Annotated in this window: 6 protein-coding genes; 1 reads left to right on the top strand and 5 read right to left on the bottom strand. The window is 49.4% G+C overall.

The window, feature by feature from the left end; all coding sequences use genetic code 11:
* The 4 genes from ACUVQO_RS02950 to ACUVQO_RS02935 form a co-directional block, all read right to left on the bottom strand.
* Positions 1 to 2,416: HAMP domain-containing protein (locus tag ACUVQO_RS02950; RefSeq protein WP_445924403.1), on the bottom strand; the 2,416-nt coding region annotated here is incomplete at its 3' end.
* Between the two features lie 155 nt (positions 2,417 to 2,571).
* On the bottom strand, positions 2,572 to 3,102 hold the full coding sequence (locus tag ACUVQO_RS02945; RefSeq protein WP_445924402.1) for a chemotaxis protein CheW: 531 nt from the start codon (positions 3,100 to 3,102) through the stop codon (positions 2,572 to 2,574).
* A 12-nt stretch (positions 3,103 to 3,114) separates the two neighbouring features.
* Positions 3,115 to 3,480, bottom strand: coding sequence for a response regulator transcription factor (locus tag ACUVQO_RS02940; RefSeq protein ID WP_233744462.1), 366 nt, complete (start codon positions 3,478 to 3,480; stop codon positions 3,115 to 3,117).
* 91 nt (positions 3,481 to 3,571) lie between these two features.
* Entirely contained in the window at positions 3,572 to 4,885 is a 1,314-nt protein-coding gene (locus ACUVQO_RS02935) for a response regulator (protein ID WP_445924401.1), read from the bottom strand.
* Between the two features lie 439 nt (positions 4,886 to 5,324).
* Here ACUVQO_RS02935 and hmpF point away from each other — a divergent pair, with 439 nt between their 5' ends.
* Complete coding sequence (gene hmpF, locus ACUVQO_RS02930) at positions 5,325 to 7,076, top strand: pilus motility taxis protein HmpF (protein ID WP_445924400.1); 1,752 nt, start codon at positions 5,325 to 5,327, stop codon at positions 7,074 to 7,076.
* On the opposite strand, the gene tilS is transcribed toward hmpF, so the two are convergent.
* The gene (gene tilS / locus ACUVQO_RS02925; protein ID WP_445924399.1) at positions 7,062 to 8,045 is read right to left on the bottom strand and encodes a tRNA lysidine(34) synthetase TilS; all 984 of its coding nucleotides are present in this window, start codon (positions 8,043 to 8,045) and stop codon (positions 7,062 to 7,064) included. The genes hmpF and tilS overlap by 15 nt on opposite strands.
* Between the last annotated feature and the right edge of the window lie 72 nt (positions 8,046 to 8,117).

Raw genomic sequence — 8,117 nt, 5'->3', positions numbered from 1 at the left:
CTTCAATACTGGCGTTTAGAGCGAGCAAGTTGGTACGGGAAGCAATTTGGGAAATCAAGGCAACAATCTTGGAAATTTCCTGCGAGGATTCAGCCAACCGCTTCACCTTACGGGTAGTTTCCGCCACGGTTTCTCGAATTTGCAAAATCCCAGCAACAGTTCGTTCCACCGCTTCCCCTCCCTTGAGAGCTGTAGAAGATGCAGAACGAGCCACTTCCTCCGCTTCACGGGCACTTTCTGCCACCCGCTGAATAGATTCCGTCATTACTTGAACAGAATTCAAGGTAACGGCTAACTCTTCTGCCTGCCGCAATGCATCTGAGGAAAGGCTACGGGCAAACATCTCGTTATCTGTCGAGCCTTTGCTCACCTGACGCGCTGCAACTTTCACCTGCTGCACAATCTCGCGCAAATTCTGGATGGTCAGGTTAAAGGAGTCAGCGACTGCACCCAGTACATCAGCCGTCACTTCTGCCTGTACGGTCAAATCGCCTCGTGCGGCACCTTCCACATCATCCAGTAAACGAATCACTTGCCGTTGCAAGTCTTCCTTAGCCTGCTCTTGCTCTTCGGCTTTGCGTTGCGCTTCGCTGGTCGTGGTCAGAATCACTCGCGACATCTGATTAAAGCTAGTGGCTAGTTGACCGAATTCATCTTCTGAGTAAACCGTTGCACGGGCATTCAGATTTCCCTGAGAAACCGCGTTGAATTGAGCCTGTAAGTCGTCTACGGAACGCTTAATCTGTTGGGCAGTAATCTGACCCACAGCAAAGGAAACTCCTCCACCCACCAATCCTCCAGCAAGAGCCATCAGCCACCCAGTATTCCGTAGCTCAGAAACGACGGCAGGATTATTGTTTTCTGAGGCTTTAGAAGCGGCATACATATTGACTAGAGCCACAGCAAAGGCAGCAAAGCATCCGGCGGCTAGAGCCGCAATCATTTGTTTGGTTGCGATTGAGGCATTTTGTAGGGGAGCAAAGAAACCCTGTTTAACAGTTGTTCCTGCTTCGACACCAGGTTGATCGAGTTGGGTGAAGGCAGGCACCTGATCTGAGGTGCTAGCCAGACTAAAAACTTCATCATCCCGGATGATAGAGCGATCGTTAACAGGGTTAAAGTCAAAGCTGCTAGAAGTGTCGCGAGGCTCAACTGTACTGCTGGATAGGCTAAAATCTGCCCCAACAGCCGGACGAGTAAAGCCAGCTGAGTTATCGGACAGATCGAAGTCTGACAGGTTACCCAGGTCATCGAATTCGTCAAACTCGTCCAGAAAGTCAACATGACTCTGCCCGGAAGAACCAGTGCTATCCGAGAAGGAATTCATGTAAGACAGTGACTCAGATACCTCTGTTCCCAGGTCACCGACCGGAGTATGTTCAAAGGTAGTATCAAATGCTTGCTCACTATCGTCATAAGCATTGGTGCTACCCATAAATAAGGTTTCATCTTCGCCCAGCGGCAGTGTAGTGGCAGCGTTTTCCCCACTTCTCGTAGGAGATTCTGGGGGACGATCGCTGAAAACATTTCTATCTTCCGGGGCACTGAAATCAGGAATTGCATCCTCTGACAAGTCAAGCGGAGCAAAAGCATCCTCAAAATCATCAAGTGCTGCTGGAAACGATTCGGAGTACCCCGTGGAGGTGGCGTGATCGTCACCAGCCATGGCAAAGGGTACCTCAGTAGTTCCCTGGACAGGAGGCTCGGAGAAGGGATCGATTACTCCATAGTCCTGACTTGAAAAAGCGTCATCAATCGCGAAGGGATCGGAAAAAGCATCTGGATGATCACCTGTGCCTTGAACTGTCTCTGTTTGGCTGGTGGTGCTGAATGGGTCACGAAATGGTTCTGCTGATGGGAACGGTTCCCCCACTTCTGTATTTAACCGATCCAGTTCCAGAGCATCAAAATGGCCTAGGTTGTCTGATTCCGCAGGTGATGAAGTTTCTTCATCCTGCCAGGCTGTGGTTCCGGCAAAATCTGCAAAACTTTGTTTGCCAGCATCCTGGTGATCAAAGGCTGAATGATCAGAACTTTGATCATCAAAATCCTGCCTGCCAAAGGTCTGATCATCAAAGGCATCACCGAATGCATCATCTTCGGCAAGGGCAAAATCATCGCCTACCATCCCCTGACCATTTCCATGGTCCTGAATATGTTGCAATCCTTGGCTGGCGTAGTTTGTAAATTCTGGGTCGGTGGTCAGGTGCAGCACAGATTCATACTGCTCTTTGGCGATATCGTACTGCTGCAACCCATAGCAGTAGATATGGCCCCGCAGAAGACAAGCACTGGGGTCGCTAGGAAAATCTTTGACGAGACGGTCTACAATAGTGGCCGCTTCGCCGTAGCTACCATTCATGTAGGCGATTTGCGCCCGCTGGTATTCTTGGGCGTACTCAGTACCTGCTGTCATGTGTCTTCTCCCAGTTAATTGTTGAGTACGGTAACCTGACTTCCCTGGAAAGCTTACCCAGTATTAAACGAATAGCATTTGTCCTAGCTCTGAATTCTAGGATAGAACCTCTATTTTCGTTTTCAACTTCCAGGTTCCTCATGTCGACCTGCTCCCTATGCTGCCCATCGTGCTGATCTCAAAATAGCGACTTGATCCAGCAAACGAAGATGTTTATTATCCTGCTCGTCTAGCAACCATTCCCCGCGCAGGAAAGGGGCTACGCTGTCAGGCACATTCGTTGCCGCCTGAACTTCATCCAAATCCAGCCATTCCATACCGACGATGCGATCAACCGCCAGCCCTAACATGATGTCTTGATCTTCCACCGCAATGACCGAGACTTCCGGTTTATCCGTGTTCAGTGGCATAGGATCGCCCAAAAACTGTCCCAGATCGGCCACCCACACGACCCGACCACGCACATTCAGTGTGCCCAGGAGTAAAGGTGAAACATTGGGGATGGGGGTAATACGATCGGGGGGTGGAGACAATACTTCCTTAATTCCCGTTGCTGGCAGAGCAAATTCGTTTCCCGAAGCGACGTAAAACCGCAGGTGTAACTCACCCTCCGGACTTTCCAGTTCCTGAAACTCCGGGGCTTGGTCTTGTCCTCTACCAGTTAGAAAATCAGGGTTGCCTACCATGCTACCAATCCTTTAGCCTCTCAACAGTTGTTTCACGGTGCCAACCAGCTCAGTGGGCTGAAACGGCTTGGCAATGTAAGCGTCCGCCCCTTGTCGCATCCCCCAGTAACGATCAAATTCTTCACCTTTAGAAGAACACATGACAACGGGTACATTCTGGGTCTTGGGATCAGATTTAAGGCGACGACAAACCTCGTACCCATTCATTCGGGGCATGACAATATCGAGAACCACTAAGTCAGGACGGTTGCCTTGAATCTGTTCCAGAGCCTCTACTCCATCACTCGCCACGGTCACCGTTAAACCGCTTCCTTTGAGGAGATCCTTAATCATTTCCCGTTGGGTGACACTGTCTTCCACAACCAGAACTGTACTCATACTTCCTACCCGCTTGCCGGTTTCAATGTTACTGGGAAGAACCCAACATCGTTCACCATTGAACTGCTAATAACTAAAGTACCCTTAATTTTTAATTAAGTGGTGTTGTTGAGGCTGGACTTGCATCCGTTCTATCAATTTGTAACCTATCGTCTGACGGATCCGCCAATAAAGTAACTAACTGAGACGGTTTAGCATACCCTAAACCGGCATATTTTTCGACTAACATCAATAGCTCACTTTCCTTGAAGGGTTTTGTTAAATAGTCAGTTGCGCCAACCAGTCTGGCCCGTACCTGCTCTGTTAAACCGTCTTTGCCCGCTAGCAGAACGATCGGTGTGTAACGGCAGGCTTTAGATTGACGTAACATACTGCACATTTCATAGCCATCTAGAGTGGGTATAACGCTATCGCACAGAATCAGGTTGGGTTGGAGCCGCATGATCAGGTTTAAAGCGTCAACCGGATCAGCGATCGTCGTTACCGCGTAACCATGAGACTTCAGAGTAGTCTGCACCGTTTCTCGGACACTGACTTCATCATCCACACACACAATTGTTGGAGGGTGGGTGTTCGGAGCCGGATAACAACTGGATAAGAAAACTTTGCTATCCATCCCGACACCTGGCTCTTGGAAACCGGGTTGAGAGAGTCGGATGGCTCCCTGCTGTATATAAGGATAAATGGCTCTGGCTACCGTGAGCATATCGCGGTTCAAGTAACGAGCAATCTGACGAATAGAAGTCTTGCCATCTGCGAACCGAGAAAGTTTACTAAAGGTGCGGTTGGAGAGCAAACCTTGCAATCTGGCGATATCTGCGATCGCAAGGCACTGTTCAGGAGACTGAATGTAAGGATAAAGCTGCTTCCATTGCTGCACCTGTTTCATCATACGAGTCAGTTGGGCTGAAATGTCTAGGGCTGTTAGCTGGGGAGATAGAGCTGGTCCAGTGGCAAAACTAAAACTACCCTGATGCAGGCTCAGCAGGTCAAATAAGGTTTCATGCACCATGCCATGAATAATGCTGCGACTTTGAGCCGGAGTTAGCAGATGATTTTCTAACAGCAGCCATAAATATTCATACTCAGAAACATTCAATGCAGCCGAGGGGCTAGCCATCAACCGGGCGAGTGTCGCTTCTCCTTGATAACGCCGTGAGTAATCCTTTAAGCGAGAGTGATTATTGGGGGCATCAGTGGCATAAACAATCCGGCCGTTGCTGAAAAAAACAAACCACGATCGACCTGCTGGCTGCGTCGCGGCTAGATCATCTGATCCACGCCGTTCCAAGCCATACTTTCTTGCTGGTAAGTCAGCTTCTACAAACAGTTCTCCTGTTTTCTGTCCTAGCGCAACGAGCTGCAGGATACTGTGGATATCAATTTCACGAAGCTTGCCTTGCATGAGTGGTGTTATTTGGCTCAACCATTACAGTTCTTTACCGTTCTTCCGACAGAGAATGTTACAAACGTTACATTCAAGGGCAAAAGTTGGGATGTTAAAGACTACAAGCTTTGGGGGAAAGTCAGGTGTAGTTCCTGGTAAACCTACTTCAACTGGATTCGCATTCTGTAACTAAAATACTATTCTATTAATCAGTCATCCTCCGGGCATGATGAGCCTGAACTGTTACGATGGGTCTTTGAGAAGGAATGCTTGTACCTTTTGATAGGGCACACGGTTGATTGGGCACGATATTCTCATCTCAAGCACCCGTTAGATAACCCTAGCTTGAGCTGGGTTATCCTAAACGCACCATTCAGAATCAGGTTCGGTTTGATGCATTGAGCCTGGATCAATTCATTGTTTTCATTGGGCACAGACACAGAAGGGGATTATTGGCGTGCTGTATCTAGCGGAAGTACAAAAAAAGAGTGGTGTTTTTGGTGGTGGTCGGGCTGAACTAAAGCTACTGGCTTGCCAGCGATCGGAACAGAATTGGACAGCCGTTCCCGGTGACGAGGTACTGCCGTCTGATGAAGCGAGTAACTATGCTGCAGGTGCCCTTGTACTGGTCGATTTGTCCGCTAGTCGTCAGATTCAGCGGATGCAGGAAGCGGGCCGTCCCCTGGTCAACATTTTGCAGAACTTTTCCCGATTACAAGAAAAGTTTAAGACCCAGGAAGAAGAGATTGAGCAGTGGAAACAGTCGCTGACCTACCAGAGTCAGGAGTTGAACCGGCGGGAAATGGAAATGGAAGCCCGCCGAGAGCAACTGCAGCAAATGGAGGAGGACTGTGAGCATCTGGAGCAACAGCGTCAGGAACTGCTGGCCCTGCAAGAAGAGATTAACCGCCAGAAAGAGTCCTATGAGCGCAACCGGCAAGAGCTAGAAGGAGCCTGGGAACATTTGCGCGGAGAGATGCGCCGGATGGAGGAACAACAAGCTTCCCTGCAACAATCGTCCTTGTCTGTTCTGGATCCAGAAAAAGCCTCTGCCCTGCATAATCTATTGAACCAGTTAGAAGGAACGCTGCCCCAGGCAGAGTCCATCCGAGAACAACTGAATGCTGCTTTTGAGGCACTGGCCCAGCATCAGGAGCGTTTAGGACAGCATTGGCAGTTATTGGAGCAGCAACGATCGCAAGTACAACAAAACCAGCACGAAATCGAGCAGCAATCTCAAGATCTGCATCACCGCTGGCAGGAATGGCACAAAGCCCAGGAAACACTGGAACAGGCCAGAGCAGAACTGAAGGCACAACAAAGTGCTTTGGTAATCAAGCAAGACTACGCTCAAATGCTGTCGGTTCAGGTTCAGAGTCACGATGAGTTACATCAACAACTCTACCGTCTTGCTGATACCTCGGATAACGTTAAGGTTGGGTTGCAGGTGGATGTGGAAGCCCTGGAAAAAATGCCGATAGAAGAGCTGCAGAACCTGGTTCAAGAACTGGAGAGCGATCTGGCTAAGCTTTCTAGCTTTGTGGAAAGCCAAGAAGAGGAGTTAACGCTGAAGCAACAGGAAATTGACGCACTAAAGGCCAGAATTGAGGCCGCTAATGAGTTCGATCGCCTGAATTTGGAAAATGATCTGACTGATGAACAGGATGGCTATCAGATGTTATACGAGACCCTGGTGGGGCAACGGCGTAGTCTCCAGGGAAGACGGGGAATTCTCAGTCAGCATCAGTCGATTTTGCGTCGTCGTCAGGGACTGGCTACCCCTGAAGGGCAAGAAAATGTCATTGATCTTAGTCCCATCCTGTCCCATATAGAAGCACAACGGCAACAGCAGGCAGATAATTTGCAAAAGCTAGAAGGTCAGATTGAGCAGATGAAGGCGGCCATCCACCAAGCTGAGGAAATGATTAACCCTCAAGTAGTTATTCAGGACAACAAACGCAATGAGCTAAAGCAGGTGGAGGCAGATCTGCTGGCCCGAAGAATAGCGGCTGCGAACCTGGAAGGTCGAGTGAATTTGTATCAGGAGTTGCTTCAACCAGTACAAGATACAGCAGATGAGTTGCGCCATAAGTTAAACGAGATCGCAGCTATGTTGAATCAGGAGGCAGGTGGACATCAACAAACGATTGGCGAAATGCGACAAATTCTGGCCCAGCTTACCAGTTCACCAGAGTTAGCAGTTTCGTAACCAGATCCAGTCTCCTTCTACGTAGGCAATCAGGCCGCCTGGAAACGGATCGGTTTGAGAATAGCTAGGGGCTGTAATCAGGTGAACCAGTTTCTCAATATGATTGAAGGATGGAGCCACAGGCAGGATTTGCTGGAGAATCTGACGGATTGCGCGTCGTTGTAACGCCAGCGGAGCCTTTCGCAAAACCTGGCGGTTGAAGGCATGAGTTGTACTCATTTCACTGGCCTGCTCCCGTAAAGCTTTTGCTTCCGCTTCTAAATAGTCCACGTCAGCTTGTATCACCTCAGCCGTCTGACTCAGAGCTTTTTCGACGTTCGGATTAAGATTGGCCTGAATATAGGGCAAGAGATCGAGACGAATCCGATTACGGGCATACTGGCGATCCTGGTTAGTACTGTCCTGCCAAAGGGAAAGATGCATCTCCTGACAAAATTGAGCCGTTTGCGTCCGGGTGATTGAGAGCAGGGGACGGATAAGCTGAATCTGCTCTGTGAGAGGACGTTGCCAGGCGAGTGCTTGCAGACCGTCCATACCACTGCCCCGGATCAAGTTGTACAGCATTGTTTCGGCACGATCGCTAGCCGTATGACCAGTCACAATACAGTTAAAATTTTGCTGTTGAGCAATGGCCGCTAAACTCTCATATCGCCAGGTTCTGGCCGCTGCCTCACTGGTCAACTCCACGGTTGCCGTTTGCTGGTAGTAAGGCAATTGCCAGGACTGTGCCAGGGTGTGAACAAAGTCAGCGTTCGCAGCAGAATCTGATCGCCAGCGGTGGTCACAATGGGCGATCGCCAGTTCCCAAGACCAGCGCGACTGCAAATCCAACAGTAATTTTGCCAGACAAAGAGAATCTTGTCCTCCGGAGACGGCGATCAGGATCCGTTGCCCTAGAGGGAGTAGATTCCTATCCTTCAGGATTTGGTGGAGATAAGCGTGCAGCAGAGTCCAGGGCGATCGACTCATAGAACTGGTATGGAGCTAATAGGATAAAGAGGTAATGAGCAGCATTCCACCCTCTCACCTTTTCATCATTTA

It is taken from the genome of Leptodesmis sp., from assembly GCF_052746595.1.
This window is presented reverse-complemented; position numbering and strand designations above follow the sequence as displayed.